Origin of the sequence: Bradyrhizobium sp. ORS 86 (assembly GCF_045571475.1) — a bacterium.
Classification (GTDB): domain Bacteria; phylum Pseudomonadota; class Alphaproteobacteria; order Rhizobiales; family Xanthobacteraceae; genus Bradyrhizobium.
Genome location: NZ_CP120699.1, coordinates 7223684 through 7247367, shown reverse-complemented (window position 1 = coordinate 7247367; position 23684 = coordinate 7223684). Strand labels below are relative to the sequence as shown.

At 65.0% G+C, this 23684-nt stretch carries 22 protein-coding genes; 15 read left to right on the top strand and 7 right to left on the bottom strand.

Going from position 1 to position 23684, the window contains the following annotated elements:
* Positions 1-218: 218 nt before the first annotated feature.
* Positions 219-2138, bottom strand: a complete 1920-nt coding sequence (gene cysC, locus P6U25_RS33510; protein WP_407149004.1) for an adenylyl-sulfate kinase — start codon at positions 2136-2138, stop codon at positions 219-221.
* A gap of 24 nt (positions 2139-2162) precedes the next feature.
* Positions 2163-2957 carry a sulfate adenylyltransferase subunit CysD gene (cysD, locus tag P6U25_RS33505; protein WP_407149003.1) on the bottom strand — a complete coding sequence of 265 codons (795 nt, stop codon included), beginning with the start codon at positions 2955-2957 and terminating at the stop codon, positions 2163-2165.
* A 248-nt stretch (positions 2958-3205) separates the two neighbouring features.
* On the opposite strand from cysD, the gene cysG reads away from it, so the two are divergent.
* From cysG to P6U25_RS33445, 12 genes are all read left to right on the top strand, one after another.
* On the top strand, positions 3206-4642 hold the full coding sequence (cysG, locus tag P6U25_RS33500; RefSeq protein WP_407149002.1) for a siroheme synthase CysG: 1437 nt from the start codon (positions 3206-3208) through the stop codon (positions 4640-4642).
* Positions 4639-4956 carry a DUF2849 domain-containing protein gene (locus P6U25_RS33495; RefSeq protein WP_407149001.1) on the top strand — a complete coding sequence of 106 codons (318 nt, stop codon included), beginning with the start codon at positions 4639-4641 and terminating at the stop codon, positions 4954-4956. The genes cysG and P6U25_RS33495 overlap by 4 nt, the downstream gene beginning before the upstream one ends.
* 12 nt (positions 4957-4968) lie before the next feature.
* The gene (locus P6U25_RS33490) at positions 4969-6624 is read left to right on the top strand and encodes a nitrite/sulfite reductase (RefSeq protein WP_407149000.1); all 1656 of its coding nucleotides are present in this window, start codon (positions 4969-4971) and stop codon (positions 6622-6624) included.
* On the top strand, positions 6611-7126 hold the full coding sequence (locus P6U25_RS33485; protein WP_407148999.1) for a DUF934 domain-containing protein: 516 nt from the start codon (positions 6611-6613) through the stop codon (positions 7124-7126). The genes P6U25_RS33490 and P6U25_RS33485 overlap by 14 nt, the downstream gene beginning before the upstream one ends.
* Positions 7127-7128: 2 nt before the next feature.
* Positions 7129-7854: a phosphoadenylyl-sulfate reductase gene (locus tag P6U25_RS33480; RefSeq protein WP_407152685.1), complete on the top strand. Its 726-nt coding sequence runs from the start codon at positions 7129-7131 to the stop codon at positions 7852-7854.
* A gap of 207 nt (positions 7855-8061) precedes the next feature.
* Positions 8062-9051, top strand: coding sequence for a sulfate ABC transporter substrate-binding protein (locus tag P6U25_RS33475; protein WP_407148998.1), 990 nt, complete (start codon positions 8062-8064; stop codon positions 9049-9051).
* Positions 9052-9232: 181 nt separating this feature from the next.
* Complete coding sequence (gene cysT, locus P6U25_RS33470) at positions 9233-10018, top strand: sulfate ABC transporter permease subunit CysT (protein WP_407152684.1); 786 nt, start codon at positions 9233-9235, stop codon at positions 10016-10018.
* A 123-nt stretch (positions 10019-10141) separates the two neighbouring features.
* Positions 10142-10984, top strand: coding sequence for a sulfate ABC transporter permease subunit CysW (cysW, locus tag P6U25_RS33465; protein ID WP_407152683.1), 843 nt, complete (start codon positions 10142-10144; stop codon positions 10982-10984).
* Complete coding sequence (locus tag P6U25_RS33460; protein WP_407148997.1) at positions 10974-12023, top strand: sulfate/molybdate ABC transporter ATP-binding protein; 1050 nt, start codon at positions 10974-10976, stop codon at positions 12021-12023. The genes cysW and P6U25_RS33460 overlap by 11 nt, the downstream gene beginning before the upstream one ends.
* 272 nt (positions 12024-12295) lie before the next feature.
* A complete protein-coding gene (locus P6U25_RS33455) occupies positions 12296-12793 on the top strand; it encodes a CAP domain-containing protein (protein ID WP_407152682.1) in 498 nt (165 codons plus the stop codon).
* Between the two features lie 111 nt (positions 12794-12904).
* Positions 12905-14068 (top strand): DUF3734 domain-containing protein, encoded by a 1164-nt coding sequence (locus P6U25_RS33450; RefSeq protein ID WP_407148996.1) that lies wholly within the window; start codon positions 12905-12907, stop codon positions 14066-14068.
* Positions 14069-14080: 12 nt separating this feature from the next.
* Positions 14081-14869: a 3-hydroxybutyrate dehydrogenase gene (locus P6U25_RS33445; protein WP_407148995.1), complete on the top strand. Its 789-nt coding sequence runs from the start codon at positions 14081-14083 to the stop codon at positions 14867-14869.
* Between the two features lie 93 nt (positions 14870-14962).
* On the opposite strand, the gene P6U25_RS33440 is transcribed toward P6U25_RS33445, so the two are convergent.
* Positions 14963-16345 carry a lipopolysaccharide biosynthesis protein gene (locus P6U25_RS33440; RefSeq protein WP_407148994.1) on the bottom strand — a complete coding sequence of 461 codons (1383 nt, stop codon included), beginning with the start codon at positions 16343-16345 and terminating at the stop codon, positions 14963-14965.
* Between the two features lie 122 nt (positions 16346-16467).
* Entirely contained in the window at positions 16468-17304 is an 837-nt protein-coding gene (locus P6U25_RS33435) for a protein-disulfide reductase DsbD domain-containing protein (RefSeq protein WP_407148993.1), read from the bottom strand.
* Positions 17305-17440: 136 nt separating this feature from the next.
* Here P6U25_RS33435 and P6U25_RS33430 point away from each other — a divergent pair, with 136 nt between their 5' ends.
* A complete protein-coding gene (locus tag P6U25_RS33430) occupies positions 17441-18091 on the top strand; it encodes a YqgE/AlgH family protein (RefSeq protein WP_407148992.1) in 651 nt (216 codons plus the stop codon).
* A 293-nt stretch (positions 18092-18384) separates the two neighbouring features.
* On the opposite strand, the gene P6U25_RS33425 is transcribed toward P6U25_RS33430, so the two are convergent.
* Complete coding sequence (locus tag P6U25_RS33425) at positions 18385-19272, bottom strand: TauD/TfdA dioxygenase family protein (protein ID WP_407148991.1); 888 nt, start codon at positions 19270-19272, stop codon at positions 18385-18387.
* 154 nt (positions 19273-19426) lie between these two features.
* On the bottom strand, positions 19427-20206 hold the full coding sequence (locus P6U25_RS33420) for an SDR family NAD(P)-dependent oxidoreductase (RefSeq protein ID WP_407148990.1): 780 nt from the start codon (positions 20204-20206) through the stop codon (positions 19427-19429).
* A 184-nt stretch (positions 20207-20390) separates the two neighbouring features.
* On the opposite strand from P6U25_RS33420, the gene P6U25_RS33415 reads away from it, so the two are divergent.
* Positions 20391-21125 (top strand): SDR family NAD(P)-dependent oxidoreductase, encoded by a 735-nt coding sequence (locus P6U25_RS33415; protein WP_407148989.1) that lies wholly within the window; start codon positions 20391-20393, stop codon positions 21123-21125.
* A gap of 67 nt (positions 21126-21192) precedes the next feature.
* A complete protein-coding gene (locus tag P6U25_RS33410; protein ID WP_407148987.1) occupies positions 21193-21567 on the top strand; it encodes a CsbD family protein in 375 nt (124 codons plus the stop codon).
* A 329-nt stretch (positions 21568-21896) separates the two neighbouring features.
* Here P6U25_RS33410 and P6U25_RS33405 read toward each other — a convergent pair whose 3' ends face one another.
* Positions 21897-23582 carry an SGNH family hydrolase gene (locus P6U25_RS33405; protein ID WP_407148986.1) on the bottom strand — a complete coding sequence of 562 codons (1686 nt, stop codon included), beginning with the start codon at positions 23580-23582 and terminating at the stop codon, positions 21897-21899.
* Between the last annotated feature and the right edge of the window lie 102 nt (positions 23583-23684).

The window sequence follows — 23684 nt, the reverse complement described above, 5'->3', positions numbered from 1 at the left end:
TTTTCACGCGAAAATAGCAAAAAACGCGCCAAAGGGCCGCGTTCACGGCTCTTTTAGCCCTAAAAACACGGCTCTGAGAAGGCCCCTGTCGCCCCACTCTCAGGTGTCATGCCCCGCGCGTGCGGGGCATCCAGTGCGCCGCGGCGTCTCGGCTCTTTCACCGCCAGCTCTGGAATACTGGGTCGCCCGGTCAAGCCGGGCGATGACACGTGGAGAGATCAAATATTCGCGGCGAGGTCAGTCAGTTCGTCGAACAGGATGCCGGTCCTTGCCAGCATCCGCTCGATCTCGTCGGTGGCGTCGGCGACCGAGCGGTTCGAGGTGTCGATGGTCAGTTCGTTGCCAGTCGGCGGCTGGTAATCATTGGTGATGCCGGTAAAGGATGGCAACCCGCCCGAGCGCGCTTTGGCGTAATGGCCCTTGGGGTCGCGGGTCTCGCAGACCTCGGCCGGCGTCGCGACGTAGATCTCGCGGAACGCGCTGTCGGCGATGCGACGCGCGGCCGCGCGATCCGCTGCCGACGGCGACACCGCGGCAACGATCGCGATGTGACCGTTGCGCGCGAGGTGGGTTGCGACCTCGGCGAGACGACGGATGTTCTCGGCGCGGTCCTGCGGCGAGAAGCCGAGATCGCCGTTCAGGCCGGCGCGCAGCGTGTCGCCGTCGAGCAGGATCGGCGAGCCGCCATTGCCGAACAACCGCCGCTCCAGCGCACGTGCCAGCGTCGACTTGCCGGAGCCGGGCAGGCCGGTCAGCCAGATCACCGCGCCGTTGTGACGATAGCGCGCGGAGCGCTCGTCGGGACGCAGCGCGGATTCCACCGGCACGATGTCGACGGGCACGGCGGGACGGCCGGCGTCGACCGACAGCACGAGGCCGCCGCCGGCGATGCGGCCGTTGACCTCGATCACCAGGCGGCCGGTGCGCGGATTCTCGGTGTAGGGATCGGTGGCGACCGGCTGCGCCAGCGAGATGTCGATCTCGCCGACATGGTTGCGCGCGATCGCCGCGTTCTCTTCATTCGACAGCGCGCCGGGATCGATCGCCTTCTCGATTGCGACGACGGTGGCACGGCTCTCCTTGGTGCCGAGCCGGATCAGGATCTGCTCGCCTTTGGTGAGCGGCTTGTCGTGCAGCCAGAAGATCCGCGCGCGGATACGGCGGGTGTCGCGCGGGCTCTGCCCGGGGTGGCCGATGATGTCGCCGCGTTCGAGGAACAGCTCGCGGTCGAGCGTAATGCCAACCGAGCGCCCCGCACTTTGCGGACCGTCGACCGGCGTCACCGGCCAGCTCTCGACCGTCTTGATCCTGGCGATCTTGCCGGCCGGCATGATCACGATCTCGTCGCCCGCCTTGAGGCTGCCGGACTCGATGCGGCCGGCCACGATGCGGCGGTCGTCGAACTTGTAGATCGCCTGCACCGGCAGCCGCAGCGGAAGCTGCGCCAGCGGCCGCGCCGGCTCCAGTGCGTCGAGCGCTTCGACCACGCTCGGCCCAGCGTACCAGCCGATCCGCGGGGTGTGCTCGGCGACGCCGTCGCCGTCGCGCGCCGAGATCGGGATCACGGCGGACGGCGTCACGCCGAGGCCGACCAGGTGCGCCGAAATCTCGTCGCTGATTTCCTTGAATCTGCTGGCGCTGAAATCGACCCGGTCCATCTTGTTGACGACGACCGCGACCTGCTTCACGCCGAGCAGATGCAGCAGATAGCCGTGCCGCCGCGTCTGGTCGCGCACGCCTTCGAGCGCATCGATGATCAGCACCGCGCCGTCGGCCTGCGAGGCGCCGGTGATCATGTTGCGCAGGAACTCGGCGTGGCCGGGTGCGTCGATCAGCACGACGTCGCGCGAACGGGTGCGAAAGCGGATCTGCGTGGTGTCGATGGTGATGCCCTGGTCGCGTTCGGTCTGCAGCGCATCGAGCAGGAACGACCACTCGAACGGCATGCCGCGCCGCGCGCTGACCGCCTTCAGCATTTCCAGCTTGCCGTCGGGCAGGCTACCGGTCTCGTGCAGCAGGCGGCCGACCAGAGTGGATTTGCCGTGATCGACATGGCCGACGATGACGATGCGAACCTGCGGCCGCGTGGTGCCGTTGGGCGTTGCCGAGATCGAGGCGGTGGGAAGGATCATGTTCATCGAAACGCTCGCGCCAATATGAGATCAGAGATAACCGGCGACACGCAGCCGCTCGAACGCATCCTCGGTCTCGTGGTCGAGCGCGCGGCCGGCGCGCTCCGGCACCTTGGTGCCGTCGAGCTCGATCAGGATCTCGTCGATGTTCGACGCAGTCGAGGCGACCGGGAAGGTGATGTCGGCATCGCCCAGCGAGCGATAGCGCTTGCCGTCCCTGGCGAGATAGAGCGGAATGATCGGGATGTTCTCACGCTTGGTGTAGGCCCAGATGTCGGCCTCGGTCCAATGCAGGATCGGATGAATGCGCAAGTGCGCGCCTTGCGGCGGCGAGGCATTGAAATGGTCCCAGAACTCCGGCGGCTGGTCGCGCACGTCCCATCCGCCCTCGATGCCGCGCGGCGAGAACACGCGCTCCTTGGCGCGCGTCGCCTCCTCGTCGCGGCGGATGCCCGCGATCAATCCATCGAAGCCGTGCTTGACCAGTGCCAATTTGAGGCCCTCGGTCTTGCGCGCGGCGGAGCGTGCGGCCGGGGGCAGCGTCGGATCGACGCTGTCGATCGGCGGGCAGGGTTCGACGCGCAGGTCGAGGCCCCATTCCTTTCCGAAATGATCGCGGAAAGCATACATCTCCGGAAACTTCTTGCCGGTGTCGACATGCAGCGCGGGGAACGGGACGCGGCCGAAGAACGCCTTCCGCGCCAGCCAGATCATCACGTTCGAATCCTTGCCGAGCGACCACAGCAGCGCCAGCTTCTTCAGCCGCGCGAACGCTTCGCGCAAAATGTAGATGCTCTGCGCCTCGAGCTCGTCGAGGTGATCCATCGCGGAGGCACCTCGCTCGGCCGAAAATTTCGGCACGGAAGATGCTTTCGAAAGGGCTACGGGCCGTGATCCGGCGGCGGCGGATTCGTTGTCGAGAAGATGCATCTATCGGCCCTTGGCCCGTGGAGGTGAAAATTCTAAAGTTGCGCCGCAATAGAGAAGAAATAATTTTCTCTTTATTGGCCTTGATCGAGAGATAAATAGAAAATAATTTCAGTCAACCCCCAAGTTGGGGAAGCGAGTGTCTGATGCGATACCTGCCCGTCTTTTTGGATCTGCAACACGGCAAAGTGCTGCTCGTCGGAGCCGGCGAGCTTGCGCGCGCCAAGCTGCGCTTGCTGGCTGCTGCCGGCGCCGAGATCCGCTGGTATGCGACCGACGGCGATCATGATCTCGCCGGTCTTGCCGCAGATGAAGCAGCGCGCATCGAGCGCGCCGAAGGCGATCCGCTCGCCGCCGATCTCTCCGATGTCATCGCCATTCTATGCGCCGGTGCAGGCGACGTCGGTGTCGCGATGTCGGCTCGTGCGAAGGCGGTTGGTCTGCCGGTCAACGTGATGGATGACCTCGCACATTCCAGCTTCATCTTCCCGGCGATCGTAGATCGCGGCGATGTCATCGTTGCGGTCGGCACCGGCGGCACGTCGCCCGTGGTGGCGCGACGCGTGCGTGAGCGCATCGAGGCGGTGCTGCCGGCGCGCATCGGCGATCTCGCCGGTTTCATCGGACGCTTCCGCAAGTCGATCCACGCCCACATTCCCGAGTTTTCGCTGCGCCGCCGCTTCTGGGAGCGCATCGTCGACGGTCCGATCGGTGCATTGGTGCTGGCCGGCCACAACGACGAGGCCGAGCAGGCGCTGGATGCCATCGCCGATCCGGTCGCCTTTGCCGGCGCAAATGCGGAAGGCAAGGCCGAAGGGCATGTGACGCTGGTCGGCGCCGGTCCGGGCGATCCCGATTTGCTCACCGTCAAAGCGCTGCGCGCGCTGCAGGACGCCGACGTCGTGTTCTACGACGAGCTGGTGTCACCAGAGATTCTGGATCGGATCAGGCGCGACGCCGCGCGAATTCCGGTCGGCCGTCGTGTCGGCAAGCCCGGCATCGGCCAGGACGCGATCAACAAGCTGATGATCGAGGCCGCGAAGTCGGGCCAGCGCGCGGTGCGGCTAAAGGGCGGCGATCCCTTCATCTTCGGCCGCGGCGGCGAGGAGATCGAGGCGCTGCGCGACGCCGGCGTCGCCTATTCGATCGTTCCCGGCATCACGGCGGGCCTTGGCGCTGCCGCGCAGTTCGAGGCGCCGTTGACCTATCGGCACGAGGCGCTGCGCATCACGTTCCTCACCGCACACAAGGCGCGCGACGCCTGTAACGTCGATTGGTCGGTGCTGACAGACAGGAAGATGACTGTCGTCGTCTACATGGGCATGACCGCGGCGCCGGCGATCCGCGCCGGCCTGCTCGCCGCAGGCCGCTCGCCGGAAACGCCGGTCGGCGTGTTCGCGCGCGTGACGCGCTCCGACGCCAAGGCCGCGGTCGGCACGCTCGCGCGGCTACCCGAACTGGTCAAGAAAATCGATGGCGGTCCCGCCATCCTCATCATTGGCGATGTGGTCGCGCATTCCGCGCCATGGCGTCAATCCAACCTCACCCAAGTCATCACAGAACTGCTGGAAGCTGCCCAATGACCTCTCCGCTCGAACAGAAGAAAATCCGGATCACTGGGCCGTCGGTGGTGACCGCCAACCGCACCTGGGATGGTGCTGTGGTGTACCGCACCACGCAAAAGGGCTGGTCGACCGATCTGCCTGATGCAGCGATCGTCAGCACATCAGATGATGCACGTGCGTTGCTGGCTGACGCGGTGGCCGACGATGTCGGTGCGGTCGGCGCCTATATCGCACCGGTCGAGCTCAAGGACGGCGGCAAGGTCCGGCCCGGCAATCTCCGCGAACACATCCGCGCCAAGGGCGTCACCATCGATCTCCGGGTGCCGGCGTAAGGTTCATCGATCATGTATGCTTATGACGAACTCGACCGCACGCTCGTCAACGAGCGCGTTTCGGAATTCCGCGACCAGGTGAAGCGCCGGCTCTCCGGCGAGCTCACCGAGGACGAATTCAAGCTGCTGCGGCTGCAGAACGGCGTGTATTTGCAACTGCATGCCTACATGTTCCGCGTCGCAATTCCCTACGGCACGCTGTCCTCGAAGCAACTCCGCCGGCTCGCTCATGTCGCCCGCCGCTACGATCGCGGCTACGGCCATTTCACCACGCGGCAGAACATCCAGTTCAACTGGATCAAGCTCGCCGAGCTGCCGGATGCGCTGGCCGATCTCGCCGAGGTCGGCATCCACGCGATGCAGACCTCCGGCAACAACATGCGCAACGTCACCTCGGACCAGTGGGCCGGCGTCGCGCCCGGCGAGATCGAGGATCCGCGCATCTGGTCGGAGCTGATACGCCAGCACACCACGTTGCATCCGGAATTCTCGTTCCTGCCGCGCAAGTTCAAGATCGCGATCACGGCCTCCGAGCACGACCGCGCCGCGATCAAGATCCACGACATCGGCCTACGCCTGCACAAGAACGCCGACGGCGAGACCGGCTTCGAGGTGCTGGTCGGCGGCGGCCTCGGCCGCACGCCGTTCATCGCCAAGTCGATCAAGCCGTTCGTCCACGGCCGCGACATCCTCAGCTACATCGAGGCGATCCTGCGCGTCTACAACCAGTACGGCCGCCGCGACAACATCTACAAGGCGCGGATCAAGATCCTGGTGCACGAGCTCGGCGTCGAGAAGTTCGCCAAGGAAGTCGAGGAAGAGTGGAAGCAGATGGGCGACAGCGAGCTGCGGCTCGAGCGCGTCGCCATCGAGGAGGTTCGCTCGCGCTTTTCCTATCCGCCTTACGAGAAGCTGCCGCACATGCCGGACGAATTGAAGCGGGCCGCGCATGATCCACTGTTCGAGCGCTGGCGCAAGAACTCGGTGGCGCCGCACAAGGTGCAGGGCTATTCGATCGTGACGCTGTCGCTGAAGCCGGTCGGTGGACCGCCCGGCGATGCCACTGCCGAGCAGATGGACGCGATCGCCGACCTTGCCGACAAATACTCGTTCGGCGAGATCCGCGTCGGCCATGAGCAGAACTTGGCGCTGCCGCATGTCGCCAAGCGCGATCTGCCTCAGTTGTTCAAGGCGCTCGAGCGGCTCGGCCTCGCCACGCCGAACGTCAATCTCGTCACCGACATCATCGCCTGCCCGGGACTGGACTATTGCTCGCTGGCGAATGCGCGCTCGATCCCGATCGCGCAGGAGCTGACGCGGCGGTTCGCCAACCACGACACCGCCGAGCTGATCGGCCGGCTGCACATCAACATCTCCGGCTGCATCAACGCCTGCGGCCATCACCATGTCGGCCATATCGGCATTCTCGGCGTCGAGAAGAACGGCGAGGAATTCTACCAGATCACGATCGGCGGCCGCGCCGACGAGAACGCGCAGATGGGCACGCTGATCGGCCCGGCCGTTCCGTTCGCGGAAGTCGCCGATGTGATCGAAGACATTGTCGAAGCCTATCTCGCGCTGCGCGACCGTCCCGAGGAATTGTTCGTCGATACGGTGAAGCGTTTGGGCGTCGAGCCTTTCAGGGAGCGCGTCTATGCCACTCGTTAAGAATGGACGGATCACCACCGATCTCTTCGTCCATGTCGCCGACGGCGCCGAGCTGCCGGGCGACAGAGCGATTCTGGTCACGGCAGAGCGTTTCCTCACCGATCCGGAGGCGCTGCTGCGCCGCTCCGGCAAGCTAGGGGTGCTCTGGCCGAACAACCGCGACCTCGACGAACTGGTGCCGCATCTCGACCGCATCGCCGCGGTCGCGCTGGTGTTCCCGACCTTCCGCGACGGCCGCGCCTACAGCCAGGCGCGCCTCTTACGTGAGCGTCACGGTTATGATGGCGAGCTGCGCGCCACCGGCCAGGTGCTGCGCGACCAGTTCGTATTCATGACGCGTGCCGGCTTCGATGCCTTCGAGGTGAAGAAGGAGGCGGATGCAGATGCCTTCGCCGAGACCATGAAGCGTTATTCGGTGTTCTACCAGCCGACCGGCGACGGCCGTGTCACCGCGCTCAACCGCCGCATGCAGCTTCGTCACTCGGAGAGTGCCGGCCAGTGAGTATCGTCGCACCAGAGCTGACGTTACCGCCGCCCGGCACGTTGCCATCGGCCGATGCGCTCAATCAGGCGCTGCGCACAGCCTCGCCCGCCGAGGTGATCGCCACTGCGTTGAAGACAGTCGGCCGCGAGCGGCTCGCGCTGGTATCGTCGTTCGGGACCGAGTCCGCCGCGCTGCTCAAGGTGATGGCAGATGTCGATCCATCGATTCCGGTTGTCTTCCTCGACACCGGCTGGCTGTTCGAGGAGACGCTGGCCTATCGCGACACGCTGATCGCGACGCTCGGCCTCACTGATGTGCGTTCGATCAAGCCGCTCGACGAGACGCTGTCGCGCGAGGATCCCGACCGCGAGTTGTGGTTCACCGATCCCGACGCCTGTTGCCGGATCCGCAAGGTCGAGCCGCTGGCGCGGGCGTTGAAGCCGTTCTCGGCCTGGATCAATGGCCGCAAGCGGTTCCAGGGCGGCGCCCGTGCCGACATCCCGGTCGTCGAGCACGACGGCAACAGGCTGAAGTTCAACCCGTTCGCCAACGTCTCCCGCGAGGAGATCGAGGCGATCTACACGCTCGGCAAGCTGCCGCCGCATCCACTTGTCGCATCGGGTTATCTCTCGGTCGGGTGTATGCCTTGCAGCAGCCGGTCTGCCCCCGGCGAGGATGCACGCGCCGGCCGCTGGCGTGGTCGGGCGAAGACGGAATGCGGCATCCATACGGCCAAGATGGCGTGATCCGGAAAAGTGTGAAGCGGTTTTCCGAAGAGATCACGCCCAAACAAAGGCTCACACGACAAAGACGTCGCAGCGCGACAGCTTCGTAGCACAGCTACGCTGCGCGGCCGCAAACAATGAAAAGCGGTTTCGTTGACTTGAGACCACTTCACCGCGAGTTATGTCCGGGCGTGTTCCCCGACGTTCTCGGGTTGAATGGAGACAGAAATGATCCGTCGTATCCTGCCGCTGATCGCGGGTTTGCTGTGGGCAAGCTCGGCTTTCGCCGCCGACTATTCGCTGCTCAACGTGTCCTATGATCCGACCCGCGAGCTTTATGTCGACTTCAACAAGGCGTTCGCCGCGGCGTATCAGAAGGAGACCGGCAAGACCGTCGAGATCAAACAGTCGCATGGCGGCTCCGGCTCGCAGGCGCGTTCGGTGATCGACGGGTTGCAGGCGGACGTCGTCACGCTGGCGCTCGCTTACGACATCGACGCGATTGCAGCGAAGGGCCTTGTCGCTCCCGATTGGCAGAAGCGGTTGCCGCTCAACGCCTCGCCCTATACCTCGACCATCGTGTTCCTGGTGCGCAAGGGCAATCCCAAGGGCATCAAGGATTGGGACGATCTGATCAAGCCTAGCGTCGCCGTGGTCACGCCGAACCCGAAGACGTCGGGTGGCGCGCGCTGGAACTATCTGGCCGCCTGGGGCTATGCGCTGAAGAAATATGGATCAGCCGAGAAGGCGAAGAAGTTCGTCGCAGATCTCTACCAGAACGTCCCCGTGCTCGACACCGGCGCGCGCGGCTCGACGGTGACCTTCGTCGAACGCGGTGTCGGCGACGTGCTGCTGGCGTGGGAGAACGAAGCCTTCCTGGCGCAACGCGAATTCGGCCAGGACAAGTTCGAGATCGTGGCGCCGCCGCAGTCGATCCTCGCCGAGCCGCCGGTCGCGGTGGTCGACAAGGTCGTCGACAAGAAGGGCACGCGCGCTGTCGCCGAAGCCTATCTGAAGTATTGGTACACCAAGGAAGGCCAGGAGATCGCCGCGCGCAATTCCTATCGGCCGCGCGATCCTGAAATCGCCAAGGAGTACGAAAAATCCTTCGCCAAGGTTGAACTTTTCACCATCGACGACGTTTTCGGCGGTTGGACCAAGGCGCAGAAGGATCACTTCGCCGAAGGCGGCATCTTCGACCAGATCTACAAGAACTGATCGGCTGGCGCATGATCCGGACCCGGAGGGCCGCGCTAGCGCAAAGTGTGAAGCGGTTTCCTGAAGGGATCATGCGCAGACAAAAAAGGCAAAGCGCGATGATCGTGCTTCGGTTCGAACAGGGGGATTTGTGAGCATAGCGGTCGCACGGCGCAGCACCTTGCCCGGGTTCGGTCTCACCATGGGACTGACCCTGACATGGCTGTCCGTCATCATCCTGATCCCGCTGGCCGGCCTGTTCCTGAAAACTTTCGAGCTCAGCCTCGATCAGTTCTGGGGCATCATCACCAGCCGGCGCACCTTTAGCGCGCTGAAAATCTCGTTCGGGCTGTCGTTCGCCGCTGCTTGCGTCAATCTGGTGATGGGCACCATCATTGTCTGGGCGCTGGTGCGCTACCGCTTTCCGGGCCGGCGGCTGTTCGATGCCATCGTCGATATTCCGTTCGCGCTGCCGACCGCAGTGGCCGGCGTGGCACTGACTCAGCTCTTCGCGCAGAAGGGCTGGCTCGGCGCGCCGCTCGCACAGCTCGGCATCAAGGTCGCGTTCACGCCGATCGGCATCTTCGTTGCGATGATCTTCATCGGCATCCCCTTCGTCGTGCGCACGGTGCAGCCCGTCTTGATCGATCTCGATCCCGAGATTGAGGAGGCCGCGGCAAGCCTCGGCGCCAATCGCTGGCACACCGTGTTTCGCGTCATCCTGCCGAGCCTGATCCCGGCGCTGCTCACCGGGTTCGCGCTCGCCTTTGCTCGCGCCATCGGAGAATACGGCTCGGTGATCTTCATCGCCGGCAATCTGCCCAACGTCTCCGAGATCGCGCCGCTTCTGATCGTGATCCGGCTGTCCGAATTCCGCTATGCCGATGCCACCGCGATCGCGGTCGTGATGCTGGTGGCCTCCTTCCTGATCATCTTCCTGATCAACCGGTTGCAGCGCTGGGCCCAGGCCCGCATTCCCGTGCATTGAGGACCGGCTATGTCGATGCAAACGGGATGGGTCTCCTCCGCGCCGCAGTTGCGGAGCTATGCGACCGACGTCAGCGTCGCGGCTCCGGCGCCGCGTCTGGAGATCGCGCGCGCACAGCCCGTCATGGCGCCGCGCAATCTGCGCACCGAGCCGGGGCCGGTCCGCTTCATCATCATAGCGCTGGCGCTGACCTTCCTCGGTGTGTTCGTCGTGCTGCCGCTGGTCGTGGTCTTTGCCTCGGCTTTCTCGAAGGGTGTCGGCGCCTATCTCGCCGCGCTGGCCGAGCCGGAGGCGCTGGCCGCGATCCGGCTGACGCTGCTGGTCGCGGCGATCTCGGTCACGCTCAACCTCGTGTTCGGCGTGATCGCGGCCTGGGCGATCTCGAAATTCGAGTTCACCGGCAAGACCTTCCTGATCACGCTGATCGATCTGCCGTTCTCGGTGTCTCCGGTGATCTCGGGCCTCGTCTTCGTGCTGCTGTTCGGCGCGCAGGGTTACTACGGCCCGTGGCTGCAGGCGCATAACGTCCAGGTCCTGTTCGCGGTGCCCGGCATTGCGCTGGCAACCGTGTTCGTCACCTTCCCGTTCGTGGCGCGCGCGCTGATCCCGCTGATGCAGGAGCAGGGCACGCAGGAGGAGGAGGCGGCGATCTCGCTCGGCGCATCGGGGTTGCAGACCTTCTTCCGCGTCACATTGCCCAACATCAAATGGGGTCTGCTCTACGGCGTCCTGCTCTGCAACGCGCGCGCGATGGGCGAGTTCGGCGCAGTGTCGGTGGTGTCCGGCCACATCCGCGGCGAGACCAACACGATGCCGCTGCTGGTCGAGATTCTCTACAACGAATATCAGTTCGTATCGTCGTTCGCGATCGCATCGCTGCTCGCGATGCTGGCGCTGATCACGCTTGTCGTGAAGACCATCCTCGAGCGGCGGCTGGATGAAAATGAGGCGCCCGATGGCGATTGAAGTCAAGAACATCGTGAAGACGTTCGGCAGCTTTACCGCGCTCGACAATGTCGATCTCAAAGTCTCCGACGGCGAACTGCTGGCGCTGCTCGGGCCTTCCGGCTCCGGCAAGACGACGCTGCTGCGGATCATCGCCGGGCTGGACTGGCCCGATAGCGGCGAGGTCGCGATCGACGGCGAGAATGCGTTGAGCCGCGGCGCCAGCGAGCGTCAGGTCGGCTTCGTGTTCCAGCACTACGCGCTGTTCCGCCACATGACGGTGTTCGAGAATGTCGCCTTCGGCTTGCGCGTGCAGCCGCGCGCGATCCGCAAGGACGAGGCGACGATCCGTGCCCGCGTCAAGGAGCTGCTTGATCTGGTCCAACTCGATTGGCTCGCCAACCGTTATCCCAATCAATTGTCCGGCGGCCAGCGTCAGCGCATCGCGCTGGCGCGCGCGCTCGCGATCGAGCCGCGGATCCTGCTGCTCGACGAGCCCTTCGGCGCGCTCGATGCCAAGGTGCGCAAGGAGCTGAGGCAATGGCTGCGCTCGCTGCACAACGAGATCCACGTCACCTCGATCTTCGTCACCCACGACCAGGAGGAGGCGCTCGAGGTCGCCAACCGCGTGGTCGTGATGGACAAGGGCCGGATCGAGCAGATCGGCTCGCCCGGCGACGTCTATGACAATCCGGCGACCGCCTTCGTGCACGGCTTCATCGGCGAATCCATCGTGCTGCCGGTCGATGTTGCCGGCGACGCGGTGCGGCTGGACGGCCGCCCGCTGAACCTTCTTGCCGATGGCGTGGCGCCGGGTGCGGCCAACCTGTTCATCCGTCGCCATGACATGGCGATCGGCCCGGCGGGAGCCGGCGCGCTGGAAGGCGCTATCCGGCACGTCCGCTCGTTCGGCCCGATCCAGCGCGCGGAGGTCACGCTGGCCGGGAGCGAAGGCAAGACCGTGATCGAGATCGACGCCCCGCGCGATCGGGAGCTGCAGGCCGGCGAAATCGTCTCGCTGCAGCCCCGCCGCTACCGCATCTTTGCGGCGCAGAGGTAATTCCGCCGGGCTACGGGCTTAAACCTCCCCTTGAAAAGGGGAGGTCGCTTTGCTCGCCAGAGCAAAGCGGGTGGGGATCTGTCTCCACGACATCTGCTGTGGCCTGTGGCTGACCCCCATCCCGACCTTCCCCCTTTCAGGGGAAGGAGAAGCAAGGGGCCCCGTGGGCCACGTAGCCCAGATGGCGGCTTTTGCTGGTCGAAGTCAGCCCCTGTTCACCATTCAGCCACGGTTGGCATGCAACAACGGCGCTCCAACCTTGGGGGTTCTCAGTGACACGGACGATCGTCGCCCTTTTCGGGCTTCTGGTGCTTGCCGGCTGCGCCGCCGAGACCAAAATCCCGGAAGAGCCGGCCATGTATTTGAACATGGCTCAGCCCGGCGCGGTGCTGGACACCCAGGCGGCGGCGATCATGTTCTCCCAATACCGCCAGAACAACGGGCTCGGCACCGTCGTGGTGGATCCGGACCTGACGCGGCTTGCCGAGCAGCAGTCGCAGGCAATGGCCGCCCGCAACAAGATGGACCACGATGTGAAGGCCCCCCTCGGCAAACGGCTTGAGGCCGGCGGCTATCCCGCAACCGTCGCGGTCGAGAACATCTCCGCCGGATACCACACGCTCGCGGAAGCATTTTCGGGCTGGCGCGATTCACCGCCGCACAAGGCCAACATGCTGAAGAGCGGTGTCACAAAGATGGGCATCGCGGCGGTCTATGCTCCGAACACCAAATACAAGGTGTTCTGGACGCTCATTCTCGCGGCAACCTGATTTCGATAAATTCAGCGTGATCCGACCTCGCATCTGACCGATTGACGCCGTCGCGAACTCTCGCCACGGTGCCGCCCGAAGTCATTTCTGACCGAACGGTTTCGAATGAACATGTCGGATTCCGCGCCAGCTTCGGCGCCCGCGCAAGCGCAGCGCGTGCTGGTGCTCCAGGGCGGCGGTGCGCTCGGCTCCTACCAGGCCGGTGCCTTTCAGGCGCTCTGTCACGCGGGCTTCGAGCCGGAATGGATCGCAGGCATCTCGATCGGCGCCATCAACGCCGCGATCATCGCCGGCAACGAGCCGAGCAAGCGGGTGCCGCGCCTGAAGGAATTCTGGGAGATGGTGTCGTCGCCGGTGCCCTGGAATCCGGTCTCGAACCATGAGCGCGCCCGCTCGCTGTTCAACGAGACCAGCGCCGCGATCATCGCAACCTTCGGCGTGCCGGGCTTCTTCGCGCCGCGCATTCCGCCGGCGCCGCTGTGGCCGCCCGGCAGCTCGCAATCGCTGAGCTATTACGACACCGCGCCGCTGAAGAGGACGCTCGAGCGCCTGGTTGATTTCGATCGCATCAACGATCTGAAGACGCGCCTGTCGGTCGGCGCGGTCAGCGTCACCTCGGGCAATTTCCGCTATTTCGACAATTACGAGTTCAAGAAGCGCGGCAAGACGATCGGCCCGGAGCACATCATGGCGTCCGGCGCGCTGCCGCCGGGCTTTCCCGCCGTCGTCATCGAAGGCGAGTACTATTGGGACGGCGGCATCGCCTCCAATACGCCGCTCGATTTCGTGCTCGACGAGGAGATCAATCGCGATCTGCTGATCTTCCAGGTCGACCTGTTCAGCGCGCGAGGCCCGCTGCCGGAGACCTTGCTGGAAGCCGCCGAGCGCGAAAAGGACATCCGCTACTCCAGCCGGACGCGGATGAACACCGACAAGAACAAGCAGATCCACAATGCCCGCATGGCCGTGCGCGATCTCGTCAGCAAGCTGCCGGACTACCTGAAGAACGATCCGTCGGTCGAGCTGTTGCGCAAGGCCTCGAAGGAGAACACCGTCACGGTGGTTCACCTGATCTACAAGAGCAAGAACTACGAGACCAATTCCAAGGACTACGACTTCTCCCATGTCGCCATGGTCGAGCACTGGAACGCCGGTGTCCGTGATGTCCATTTGTCGATGCGTCACAAAGAATGGCTAGAACGGCCGCAGTCCGGGGAAACGATGGTGACTTACGACCTCACGGGGGACGAACCCAAGCCCCCCGAAAGCAGATAGGAGCGAACAAGAATGGGTACGCTGACAGGCAAGACCGCCGTTGTGACAGGCTCGACCAGCGGCATCGGATTGGCTTACGCCCGCGCCTTCGCCGGCGCCGGCGCCAACATCGTCCTTAATGGCATGGGCGTTCCGGCCGACATCGAGAGAGAGCGCTCGGGCATCGAGACCGACTTCAAGGTGAAGGCGGTGCATTCGCCGGCCGACATGACCAAGCCGGCGGAGATCGCCGAAATGGTCGCGCTCGGCGAGAGGACCTTCGGCTCGGTCGACATTCTCGTCAACAATGCCGGCATCCAGTTCGTCTCGCCGATCGAGGAGTTCCCGCCGGAGAAGTGGGAAGCGATCATCGCGATCAACCTGTCGTCGGCCTTCTACGGCATCCGCGCCGCGGTGCCCGGCATGAAGAAGCGCGGCTGGGGCCGCATCATCAACACTGCCTCTGCGCATTCGCTGGTGGCCTCGCCGTTCAAGTCGGCTTACGTCTCGGCCAAGCACGGCATCGCCGGCCTCACCAAGACGGTCGCGCTCGAGGTCGCGCAGCACAAGATCACCTGCAACTGCATCAGCCCCGGCTATGTCTGGACGCCGCTGGTCGAACACCAGATCCCCGACACGATGAAGGCGCGCAACATGACCAAGGAGCAGGTCATCAAGGACGTGCTGTTGGCCGCGCAGCCGACCAAGGAGTTCGTGACCTCGGAGCAGGTCGCAGCGCTTGCGCTGTTCCTGTGCAGCGACGCCGCCGCGCAGATCACCGGCGCCAACCTGTCGATCGACGGCGGCTGGACCGCGGAGTAAGTCCTTCCCCGCGGACTGATGCGGGATTTGTCAGTCACGCGCAGCCGGCTCTGTTGGACCAGGGCCGGCTTTTGGTTGGGGCCAGCGGAAAAGCTATGGCGCCGGCCGCGCCTTGCCGAAGGCAAGTACGTGCAGCCCGAGGCGGGAGCGCACGATGTAGAACAAGAGGACCGTCTCGAAGGTCAGCGACAGCGAAGTCGACGCCGCTGCACCCATGCCGCCGTAGCGCGGCACCAGCGCGAAGCACAGCCCGACATTCATCAGGAACGCCACGGCGTAAGCGGTCGCGCAGATATGCTGGTGGCCGAGCATATTGAGCAGCCGCTCCACCGGGCCGATCGCCGAGCGGACGACCAGCCCGATCGCGGCGATCAGCATGATGTCGTAGCCGGCCACAAAGTTTCGGCCGAACAACCACAAGAGGGGCTCACCGAACGCGAGAAGGGCGATGGTCGCGAGCAGCGAGGGCCAGAACGTCCAGTTGATCGCGTGCGCGACATAGGCCGACAGCCGGTCCTTGTCGCCGAGCGCGTTGTATTCGGCGAAGCGGTGCGCCGTCGTCGCCGACATCGCATAATGGACGAAGGAGACCAACGCCAGCGTCTTCACCACGGCAAAATAGACGCCGACCTCCTCGGACGGACGGAACTGCTGCAGCATCAGCACGTCGGTGTAGGACAGCAGCATGTAGAAGCTTTCGACCAGCAGGATCGGCAGCGCGATCGCAAGCCAGCCCCTGATGTCGTAGGCCTTCTCGCCCGGCTCGACATGCGCGGCGAGGCGGCGGTTCAGCACGATCATCTGGCCGATCGCAGCGACATATACCGCTGCCGCGCTCGCGGCCATCGCGACGGTGGCGCCGAGATGCAGCCCAAGCGCTAGCGCCCCGGCGGTGAGCGCGATGATCAGTCCCTGGCGCACGATGAATTGTGGCATCAGGCCGAGCTGCATCCAGTCATGCGCGCGCGAGATTCCGTCCTGCGTGTTGGCGACGACGAAGGGCGGCAGCGTCAGGCAACCGATATAGAGCGGCACGATCGTATCGGCATCGATCCAGGGTGACAGCAGCCGGACCAGGCCCGCGAGCAGCAGAGCGGCGACCGAGGAGGCTGCAAAGGTCATCCAGCGACTGCCGGAGAGGAAGCCGCGCAGCAAGGCGTAGTCGCCGCTGGTGCGGTACTCCGGGATGATCTTCTGCGCGGAGGCTGCGATACCGAAATCCATCGTGCTGCCGATCAGCAGCACCCAGGTCCAGACATACACATAGATGCCGTAGTCGGAGCCGCTCATCCAGCGCGCCAGCAGGATCTGCGCCAGATAGGCAATGGCGGCGCTGATCACGCGGATGACGAAGATGGTGCCGGCGAGCCGCTTGGTGACGGAAGCCTCGCTGGTGCCGCCAAGCAGGCGCGAGGTTACGCCGCGCAGACGTGCGATCGGGCCTGACGGCGCAGTGGTTGCGGACTGGGTATCCATCACGGCCAAAGCGGGAAATTCCCAAGACGCCGCGAGGCGGCGGCAATGGCTCGATCTATCAACGAAACGTTAACATTGGGTTGGGCGCGGGCACCCGGCGCCGCGGAACCATCCCCTCGGGGTCAGTTCAGATTGATGTTGAATTCGTAGCTCTTGTCGCCGCCGACCAGCGTCAGCTTCAGTGCGGCGCCGTCCGGCCTGGCGCCGGGCGGCAGGCCATCGAGTGCGAAGGTGAAGCGCTTCACCCCGGGCGGCGCGTGCTCGACGAGCTTCGGCACCGGGAGCGCCCAGTCGGGTGTCGGCCCCTCGACGAACAGGCTTAGGTCCTTGGTCTCCGGTGCGGCGACATCGACCAGCACATTGTTCCCATCCCGCTTGACGTCGCGGATCGTGACCGGGTTCGGATCGCCCAGATTGGCGGGCTTCGGCACCGCGTTGAGGGCCTCCGTCAGCGCGCCGTCCTCGGTGCTGGCGACGCTCGCGAATGTCAGCTCGGCCTTCGCCTCCACCGGCACGCAGAGCCGCTCGCACACCGCATAGTTGATGTCGGCGCGCAGCGTCAGCGGCTTGTCGGGATTCTTCGCGACGATGCGCAGCGGCAGCACCACCTGATGCTTGTAGCCGAGCGACGTGCCGCCGGCGCCGTCGTCGAACTGCCGCGGCGCCGGCCACATCACGGTCACCGCTTCGACATTGTCCGACTTGGAGAAGTCGAACCTGGGCGGCACGCCGGAATCGCCAGGTGTGCGCCAATAGGTCTTCCAACCGTCCTGGAGCTGGAAGGCGATGCCGCCGAGCAGCACCGCACCGCTGCGCGATCCCGCAAGCAGCCGCACCGCGGAATGCGCATCCTGCTGCCACGGCGAGGCGTCATCGGCGCGGACCTCGGTTGCCATACATGCGACGGACAAAATAGCGGCAAAGCCGAATGCGGCCCGCAATGGAACTATAACGATCATGAAACGTCTTTACCTGCAACTTTTGTTGCAAACCATTGAATTGCTTGTGATGCATTGCCGCGCCCGGCGCGGAGGTTGATTGACAGAACCGCCACCCAATATCAGGATGCCGGATCAGCAGGAAAGGCCTCTGCCGATGAGCCCTGAAGGCAAAACACGCAAGACCGTCGCGGGCAGAAGCGCCGGCATCGGTCACAACGCAGCCGACGATGGCTACCTCGATGGGCAGTTGCTGATCGCGATGCCGGTGATGAGCGATCCTCGGTTCGAACGCTCCGTGATCTACATGTGCGCCCACTCGTCCGAGGGCGCCATGGGCATCATCGTCAATCGCCCGGCGGGCAGCATCGACTTCCCCGGACTCCTGGTTCAGCTCGACATTATCAAGGAGGCGGACCAGATCAAGCTGCCTGAGAATGCCGAGATGATGAAGGTGATGAAGGGCGGCCCGGTCGACACCGGCCGCGGCTTCGTGCTGCATTCCAGCGATTTCTACATCCAGGATGCGACGCTGAACATCGACGACGGCATCTCGCTGACGGCGACCCTCGACATCCTCAAGGCGATCGCCAAGGGCGCCGGTCCGAGGCACGCGATCCTCGCGCTGGGTTACGCCGGCTGGGCGCCGGGCCAGCTCGAGAACGAGATCCAGCACAATGGCTGGCTGCATTGCGACGCCGATCCGGATCTGATCTTCGGCGACGACGTCGACGAGAAATACGCACGCGCCCTGCGCAAGATCGGCATCGATCCCGGCATGCTCTCGAACGACGCTGGGCACGCCTGAGGGGTGGCTGCCAATCAGCCGCAGGACATGCCGCATACTCGATGTCGTCCCGGCGAAAGCGATAGTCCGCGCAGCCGCCGCTTGCTCGAACGCGCCTCTCCCCTTGTGGGAGAGGCCGGATCGCATTCAGCGAAGCGAAATGCGGTCCGGGTGAGGGGTCGCGGTCTCTCGAGGGATCTCTACTCGCCGATAGACCTAAACCCCTCACCCGGATTGCATCTGCGATGCAATCCGACCTCTCCCACAAGGGGAGAGGTGGAGTATGCCGCGACGGCAGCGCAAGAAACCGCGTGCTACGCCGCCGCGTCCTGCACCACTGTCGGTGCCGTTCCCGCCACCGTGGCACGGCGCATGTCGCGGGGTTGCGACTGGTCGTAGCGGCGCACGCGGTGCACGGTCTGGCGGTTGTCCCACATCACGAGATCATGCACCGTCCATTTGTGCACATAGACGAATTCGGGCTGGGTGGCGTGCTCGGTGAGATCGCGCAGCAAGAGCCGCGCCTCCGGCACGCTCATGCCCCTGATCGCGCCGGCGTGCGATGAGAGATACAGCGATTTGCGGCCATGCACCGGGTGGGTGCGCACCAGGCGCTGCAGCACCGGCTTGAACATCTCCTTCTCCTCGTCGGAGTAGTCGAGGAAACCGAGCGAGCCGCGCGAATACATCAGCGAGTGCTCGCAGATCAGATCATCGATCTCCGCCTTGGTCTCGTCGTCGAGCGCGTCATAGGCAGCGCGCATGTCGGCGAATTCGGTGTTGCCGCCCTTCGGGTTAACGACACGCGCCGACAGCAGCGAGAACTTGGCGGGAATGACGCGGAACGAGCTGTCGGAGTGCCACAGGCAGTTGCCGAGATTGAACAGATGGGTGCGGTGATCCTTCGGCAGCGGCTTGCCGTCCTTGCCGAGGTTGCCGACGTCGTTGAGCCCGGAGTTGAGGCGATAGTCCTCCTTCTTCGTCACCGTGCCGCCGCGGGATTTTTCCCGCTCGCCGAAATTCAGCGCGAAGGCGAGCTGCTGCTCGTCGGTAATGTCCTGGCCGTGGAACACCAGCACCGCGTATTTGTCCATGCCGGCTTCGATGTCGATCGCTTCCTGCTTCGTCAGCGGCTTGCGCAGATCGACGCCGGAGACCTCGCCGACGAAATGCTTGTGAAGCTGCCGGATCAGGACCGTCATGGCGTATCTCCCCGTGCCTTGCGGGCGGTTGACCCGCTTTCGTTTGCGGGAAGGCTACTCCCGGCGCGCGGCCTGTCAACGCATCGTACCGCATGCGGGGTTGCGCTGCTCCAGTGCAGTGGCTGCGCATCGGGCCCAAGCTATCGCAGCAGCTTCACGCGTTCCTGGCCATCAGGCCGCCGTCCACCGGAATGACCGCACCGGTCAGGAAGGAGGCGGCGGGCAGGCACAGGCTCAGCGTCATATGCGCAACCTCTTCCGGATCGCCGTAACGGCCAAGCGCGGTGCGGCGCTTGGCGTAGATCGTCTTGTGCTCCTCGGAGATGCGATCGGTGATGGCGGTGCGGATCGGCCCCGGGCAGATGCAGTTCACGGTGATGCCTTCGCGTCCCAGTTCGACCGCGAGCGAGCGGGTCAGGCTGGTCACGCCGCCCTTGGCCGCGGAGTAGGGGCTGTGCAGCGCGGTCGCGCCGAGCGCTTCGGTCGAGGCGATGTTGACGATCCGCGGCGAAGCCGATTTGCGCAGGTGTGGCAGCGCGGCACGGATGATGCGCGGATGCGCCGTCAGCATCACCGCGATGCCCTTGGCCCAGGCGTCCTCGTAAGCGGGATCGTCGATCGGCACGCGCACCGAGATGCCGGCATTGTTGACGATGATGTCGAGCCCGCCGAAATGCGCGGCGACGTCGTTGACTACGCTCGTGATCGCGTCGCGGTCGGCGACGTCAAGCACCCAGGCTCTTGCCGAGCCGCCGGCTGCGGTGATCTCGTTCGCCACGGCCTGCGTGCCCTCAACCGTGAGGTCGGTGACCGCGACGTTGGCGCCCTCATCGGCGAACACGCGGGCGGTGGCGCGGCCCATGCCGCTGGCTGCGCCGGTGACGAGGACGGTGAGGCCCTTCACCGAGCGGCTGAGCTGCTTGAATTCGGACATGATGGTGCTCGCGGAAAATGCGTGATGCGTTGTGGGGCCGACAAGGCTGACACCGATCCGCAAGCGCGTCAAACCGATCATTTGGTCCGCGCGCGTCGGCAGCGCGTTAACGCAAGTCCGATGGTGGCTTTTCGAAAAGGATCATGCTCAATCGGGCAAAAGCAAAGCGAGAGAGGAACGCGCGATGAACGAACTCGATTTCTCAGGCAAGCAGGTGCTGGTGGTCGGCGGCTCCAGCGGGATCGGCAACGGCATCGCGCAGGCGTTCCGCGCCAAGGGCGCGCGCGTCGCGGTGTGCGGCACACGTGCGCAGGCGAGCAATTACTCCGCCGAGGATGGTTCGCAGCTCGAAGGCCTCGCCTATGCGCAGCTCGATGTCAGCAATCCGCAGGCGATCGACGCGTTCAAGCCGGCCTTCGACCGGCTCGACGTGCTGGTGCTGGCGCAGGGCGCGGTGATTTACCGCCGCGGGGAATTCGCGATGGACGGCTTCCGCAAGGTGATGGAGGTCAACCTGATGAGCCTGATGGCCTGCGCGACCAAATTCCACGACATGCTAAGCGCGAGCAAGGGCTCGCTGATCATCGTGAGCTCGACCGCGGCCTATCATTCCACGATGGGCAATCCGGCCTACAACGCCTCGAAGACCGGCGCGGTCGGTTTGACGCGCACGCTCGGCGAGGCCTGGGCCGAGGACGGCATCCGCGTCAACGGCATCGCGCCCGGCCTCGTCGACACCAAGATGACCAAGGTGACGACATCAAATCCAAAGCGTCTCGAAGGCGCGCTCGAGCGCATTCCATTGAAGCGTCTCGGCACGCCCGCCGACATGGCCGGCGCCGCGTTGTTCCTCGCCTCGCCGCTGGCGTCCTACATCGTCGGCCAGATCATCGTCGTCGACGGCGGGCTCATTCTCTAGTGTGATGATGCTCTAGGAACTCGTTCGCGCGCGCCCGGTTAGCCTTGAAACATCAAGGGAGCACGCGATGGACAAGGATCGGATCTACGGTTCGGCCAAGGAGTTCGCCGGCAAGGCCGAGAGTGCGGTCGGTGATGCGACCGGTGACGCCGGCACGCAGGCCTCGGGCCGCATGCGCGAGGCTGCCGGCACCGTGCAGGATCTCTACGGCCAGGCCAAGGATGCCGCGCGCGACGCCGCCGATACCGCAGCCAATTATGCGAAGGATGCCTATGAGCATCGCGGCGAGACGATCCGCAGCGGACAGAAGGCAGTGGCGAGGTCGGTGCAGGAGAATCCGCTCGGCGCGCTATTGATCGCCGGCGGCATAGGATTTGCTCTTGCACTGCTGATGACCCGCCAGCCGCGCCGTCCGCCGCCGCGCTGGCGCTATTTCGGCTAAGCGAGGTTGTGCAGGCGTGGGGGTTAGTCTTGCTGCGTCACGAACGTTGTATCTCCTCATCATGGGGAGACCGCGAAGCGGGCGTCTGGAACGATGTAGGCTACAGATGAGGCCTGATGGTTCGCCTGACGATGCGCAGGATTGTCCAGCGACATCCAGCGACGCGCGTTCCGCGCTCCTTGCCATAATAAGGATTGTGACGCAGTCGGATCAGCCAACTGGTCCGCTCAACGGGCGACCCGTCGACATTTTCAAACCTCGGAGCGCATCAGCGGATTGGCTTCGGCTATCCGCCCTTAACTGTTCCCGCGCGACGCAGCGCTCACTACTCACTGCATGGGGTTGCGCTGCGGCACCGACGCGGATCGGCCGAGCGGTCGCGGCGGCCGTGGCGGCGCCAGCAGCGGGCGCTGTGGCGCGCCAAAGCCGAAGAACTCGCGGTACCAGGGTTGCGGCTGCGGCGGCGGCGGTTGCATCTGGGCTGGACGGAATGCCCGCTTAGGCCTTTGCGGTCGCGTGATGATCGACCCGTCGGGGGCGATCGCCGTGGTCGTCGGCGGCGGATTGGCCGGCGTCGGCGTGGTCGGTGCCGCCGGCGCCGCGGCAACCGGCGTGTCTCCCTTCGCCGGCTCGCGTTCGATCTCGCGCCGCGGCCAGGCGAAATCGTCGGCGCGGCCGGCGGGCGGCGCCAGCGGTTCGCCCTTCACCAGCGTGCGCGCGGCCAGCGCATCGACGGCGGCGGGCCGCGAGCCCGGTCCGCCGAGCAACTGATCGGAGCCGACTGAGGAGGCGACCAGCGGCAGCACCGGTCCGGCCAGCGGACGCGGCGCGGGTTTGCCGGGTTCGGCGTTGGTGTCGGAGGGCGCAGGCTCATTCGGCAGTGCGATCGGGCCGGAGCGCGCAGCGAGCAGGCGGTTGACCTCGCGTTCGACATAATGGGCGAGCTTGCGTGCGCCCGCCTTGGTGAAGAACACGCCGTCATAGGTGCGTAGCTGGCGGATCTGGCCTTCGAAGTCGGGGCCTTTCTGCAGGAAGCGGCCGGACTCGTCGACGAATCCGTCCCAGACATCGACATAGGTAATGCCGGCCTTGCCGGCCCCGTCGCGATAGAGCGCGTCGAGGAACAGCATGTCCGAGGTGCCCTTCTGGCCGCGGATCGCGGGCAGGCCGACCCACAGCACCGGCACGCCCTTGCTCTTCAGCACATTGATCATCTCTTCGATCTTCTTGCTGTAGAGCTCGGCCCATCGCTCGTCGCGGAATTCGTAGAGCCCGTTCGGCGTGCGCGCAGCCTTTTCAGGTGCGGGCTGCGGCGTGTCGCTCTCATCGTCCGGCGACGGTTCGGAGTCGGATGGCTTGTCGTCGGGCTTAGCAGCGGCATCGGGCTTGGCGTCACCGGGCTTCGCGTCCGGCTTGGCGCGCGCGTCCTTTTTTTCCTTCTCGTCCTTCTTGTCGGCTTTCTTCTCGACCACCGGCTCGCGGATTGCGGTGCGATCGTTGAGGCCGAGCATGACGACGATCGCGTCGGGGTTCTCGGTGGCGAGAATGCCCTTGGCGGCCGCCGCCCAGTCCGCCGGATCGCCCTTGGGTTGATAGCGGATCAGGCCCGACGTCGTCTTGTGCTTGCGGATCACGCCCATGTCGGGCTGATCGGAATAGGCATCCTCGAGCCCGTAGGCGAGCCAGTCGGCCATGGCGTCGCCGAGCACCAGCACATTACGTTCGGCCGCAGCCTCGTGCTTGGCCGGCGGCGGGGCGTGCGAGAAATCCTCGCGCGGCCGCTGCGGCTGGGCCTGCTGCGGTGGCTGATGCTGGAATGGCGCGAAGAAGTCAGACCCGAACCAGCCGCCACGGTGTGGGGCCGGTCGCTGCGGGGGGCCGCCGAAGCCAGGGAAGTTGAAAAACTGCGCCGAGGCGGGTGCGGCGAGGCCAAGCACGAGCACAATCGCGACCGTCAGCGCGACCAGCGGGCCGGCGTCGGTGAAGCTGCGCAAAAATGATCTCGGCTCTCGCATGAATTTCGGTCGCAATAGTCTGGAAGTGCCCAAGCATACTAGCGGAATCGGGCCGCACGCGGGCAGCTTTTCCACCTTAAATCGGGCTTGTCCGGCCGCCGT

Excerpts from the sequence above, each read along its gene's own strand:
- P6U25_RS33410 (WP_407148987.1), top strand. The coding sequence starts at position 21,193 with ATGGACAAGGATCGGATCTACGGTTCGGCCAAGGAGTTCGCCGGCAAG.
- P6U25_RS33485 (WP_407148999.1), top strand. The coding sequence starts at position 6,611 with ATGCCACTCGTTAAGAATGGACGGATCACCACCGATCTCTTCGTCCAT.
- P6U25_RS33425 (WP_407148991.1), bottom strand. The coding sequence starts at position 19,272 with ATGACGGTCCTGATCCGGCAGCTTCACAAGCATTTCGTCGGCGAGGTC.
- P6U25_RS33475 (WP_407148998.1), top strand. The coding sequence starts at position 8,062 with ATGATCCGTCGTATCCTGCCGCTGATCGCGGGTTTGCTGTGGGCAAGC.
- P6U25_RS33435 (WP_407148993.1), bottom strand. The coding sequence starts at position 17,304 with ATGATCGTTATAGTTCCATTGCGGGCCGCATTCGGCTTTGCCGCTATT.
- P6U25_RS33490 (WP_407149000.1), top strand. The coding sequence starts at position 4,969 with ATGTATGCTTATGACGAACTCGACCGCACGCTCGTCAACGAGCGCGTT.
- P6U25_RS33440 (WP_407148994.1), bottom strand. The coding sequence starts at position 16,345 with ATGGATACCCAGTCCGCAACCACTGCGCCGTCAGGCCCGATCGCACGT.
- P6U25_RS33405 (WP_407148986.1), bottom strand. The coding sequence starts at position 23,582 with ATGCGAGAGCCGAGATCATTTTTGCGCAGCTTCACCGACGCCGGCCCG.
- cysG (WP_407149002.1), top strand. The coding sequence starts at position 3,206 with ATGCGATACCTGCCCGTCTTTTTGGATCTGCAACACGGCAAAGTGCTG.
- P6U25_RS33420 (WP_407148990.1), bottom strand. The coding sequence starts at position 20,206 with ATGTCCGAATTCAAGCAGCTCAGCCGCTCGGTGAAGGGCCTCACCGTC.
- P6U25_RS33495 (WP_407149001.1), top strand. The coding sequence starts at position 4,639 with ATGACCTCTCCGCTCGAACAGAAGAAAATCCGGATCACTGGGCCGTCG.
- cysC (WP_407149004.1), bottom strand. The coding sequence starts at position 2,138 with ATGAACATGATCCTTCCCACCGCCTCGATCTCGGCAACGCCCAACGGC.
- P6U25_RS33460 (WP_407148997.1), top strand. The coding sequence starts at position 10,974 with ATGGCGATTGAAGTCAAGAACATCGTGAAGACGTTCGGCAGCTTTACC.
- P6U25_RS33445 (WP_407148995.1), top strand. The coding sequence starts at position 14,081 with ATGGGTACGCTGACAGGCAAGACCGCCGTTGTGACAGGCTCGACCAGC.
- P6U25_RS33450 (WP_407148996.1), top strand. The coding sequence starts at position 12,905 with ATGTCGGATTCCGCGCCAGCTTCGGCGCCCGCGCAAGCGCAGCGCGTG.
- P6U25_RS33430 (WP_407148992.1), top strand. The coding sequence starts at position 17,441 with ATGAGCCCTGAAGGCAAAACACGCAAGACCGTCGCGGGCAGAAGCGCC.
- cysD (WP_407149003.1), bottom strand. The coding sequence starts at position 2,957 with ATGGATCACCTCGACGAGCTCGAGGCGCAGAGCATCTACATTTTGCGC.
- cysW (WP_407152683.1), top strand. The coding sequence starts at position 10,142 with ATGGCGCCGCGCAATCTGCGCACCGAGCCGGGGCCGGTCCGCTTCATC.
- P6U25_RS33415 (WP_407148989.1), top strand. The coding sequence starts at position 20,391 with ATGAACGAACTCGATTTCTCAGGCAAGCAGGTGCTGGTGGTCGGCGGC.
- cysT (WP_407152684.1), top strand. The coding sequence starts at position 9,233 with ATGGGACTGACCCTGACATGGCTGTCCGTCATCATCCTGATCCCGCTG.